At 53.5% G+C, this 2,226-nt stretch carries 2 rRNA genes; both read right to left on the bottom strand.

From position 1 onward, the window contains the following. Nucleotides 1–5: 5 nt before the first annotated feature. Nucleotides 6–121, bottom strand: a 5S ribosomal RNA gene (gene rrf / locus HOY33_RS20420). A gap of 114 nt (nucleotides 122–235) precedes the next feature. After that, nucleotides 236–2,226, bottom strand: a 23S ribosomal RNA gene (locus HOY33_RS20415); the annotation flags it as partial.

Here is a 2,226-nt window from a genome sequence, read left to right as displayed (position 1 = left end):
TTGATGCCTGGCAGTTCCCTACTCTCACATGGGGAGACCCCACACTACCATCGGCGCTACGGCGTTTCACTGCTGAGTTCGGCATGGGGTCAGGTGGGACCACCGCGCTATCGCCGCCAGGCAAATTCCTTTCATTCCAACCGTTATGCTTTCACATAACCATCAGAACCAATCTCAAAACAAGCTGAATATCATTTATCTTTTGCGTCTCTCACCAAAACACCTTCGGTGTTGTAAGGTTAAGCCTCTCGGGTCATTAGTACTGGTCAGCTCAACGTATCGCTACGCTTACACACCCAGCCTATCTACGTCGTCGTCTTCAACGGCCCTTCAGGGGCATCAAGTGCCCAGGGAAGACTCATCTCGAGGCAAGTTTCCCGCTTAGATGCTTTCAGCGGTTATCTCTTCCGCACGTAGCTACCGGGCAATGCAATTGGCATCACAACCCGTACACCAGTGGTGCGTTCACTCCGGTCCTCTCGTACTAGGAGCAACCCCTCTCAATCTTCCAACGCCCACGGCAGATAGGGACCGAACTGTCTCACGACGTTCTAAACCCAGCTCGCGTACCACTTTAAATGGCGAACAGCCATACCCTTGGGACCTACTTCAGCCCCAGGATGTGATGAGCCGACATCGAGGTGCCAAACACCGCCGTCGATATGAACTCTTGGGCGGTATCAGCCTGTTATCCCCGGAGTACCTTTTATCCGTTGAGCGATGGCCCTTCCATTCAGAACCACCGGATCACTAAGACCTGCTTTCGCACCTGCTCGAGCCGTCACTCTCGCAGTCAAGCTAGCTTATGCCTTTGCACTAACCTCCTGATGTCCGACCAGGATTAGCTAACCTTCGTGCTCCTCCGTTACTCTTTGGGAGGAGACCGCCCCAGTCAAACTACCCACCAGACACTGTCCGCAACCCCGGTCAGGGGCCCACGTTAGAACATCAAACATTAAAGGGTGGTATTTCAAGGTCGGCTCCATGCAGACTGGCGTCCACACTTCAAAGCCTCCCACCTATCCTACACATCAAGGCTCAAGGTTCAGTGTCAAGCTATAGTAAAGGTTCACGGGGTCTTTCCGTCTTGCCGCGGGTACACTGCATCTTCACAGCGAGTTCAATTTCACTGAGTCTCGGGTGGAGACAGCCTGGCCATCATTACGCCATTCGTGCAGGTCGGAACTTACCCGACAAGGAATTTCGCTACCTTAGGACCGTTATAGTTACGGCCGCCGTTTACCGGGGCTTCGATCAAGAGCTTCGCATTGCTGCTTACCCCATCAATTAACCTTCCGGCACCGGGCAGGCGTCACACCGTATACGTCCACTTTCGTGTTTGCACAGTGCTGTGTTTTTATTAAACAGTTGCAGCCAGCTGGTATCTGCGACTGGTCTCAGCTTCATCCGCGAGGGACTTCACCAAATCCAGCGTGCCTTCTCCCGAAGTTACGGCACCATTTTGCCTAGTTCCTTCACCCGAGTTCTCTCAAGCGCCTGAGTATTCTCTACCTGACCACCTGTGTCGGTTTGGGGTACGATTTCGTGTTACCTGGAGCTTAGAGGCTTTTCCTGGAAGCGTAGCATCGGTTACTTCAGCTCCGTAGAGCCTCGTCATCACGCCTCAGTGTTGACGGTAATCCGGATTTGCCTGGACCACCCACCTTCACGCTTAAACCGGGACAACCGTCGCCCGGATAACCTAGCTTTCTCCGTCCCCCCTTCGCAGTAACACCAAGTACAGGAATATTAACCTGTTTCCCATCGACTACGCCTTTCGGCCTCGCCTTAGGGGTCGACTCACCCTGCCCCGATTAACGTTGGACAGGAACCCTTGGTCTTCCGGCGTGCGGGTTTTTCACCCGCATTATCGTTACTTATGTCAGCATTCGCACTTCTGATACCTCCAGCAGCCCTCACAGACCACCTTCTACGGCTTACAGAACGCTCCCCTACCCAACAACACCTAAGTGTCGCTGCCGCAGCTTCGGTGCATGGTTTAGCCCCGTTACATCTTCCGCGCAGGCCGACTCGACCAGTGAGCTATTACGCTTTCTTTAAATGATGGCTGCTTCTAAGCCAACATCCTGGCTGTCTATGCCTTCCCACATCGTTTCCCACTTAACCATGACTTTGGGACCTTAGCTGGCGGTCTGGGTTGTTTCCCTCTTCACGACGGACGTTAGCACCCGCCGTGTGTCTCCCGTGATAACATTCTCCGGTATT

This window comes from Brenneria sp. hezel4-2-4 (assembly GCF_013155275.1).
In the GTDB taxonomy this organism is placed as follows: domain Bacteria; phylum Pseudomonadota; class Gammaproteobacteria; order Enterobacterales; family Enterobacteriaceae; genus Brenneria.
The sequence above is the reverse complement of the archived record's forward strand: the minus strand, read 5'-3'. Positions and strand labels throughout refer to the sequence as shown.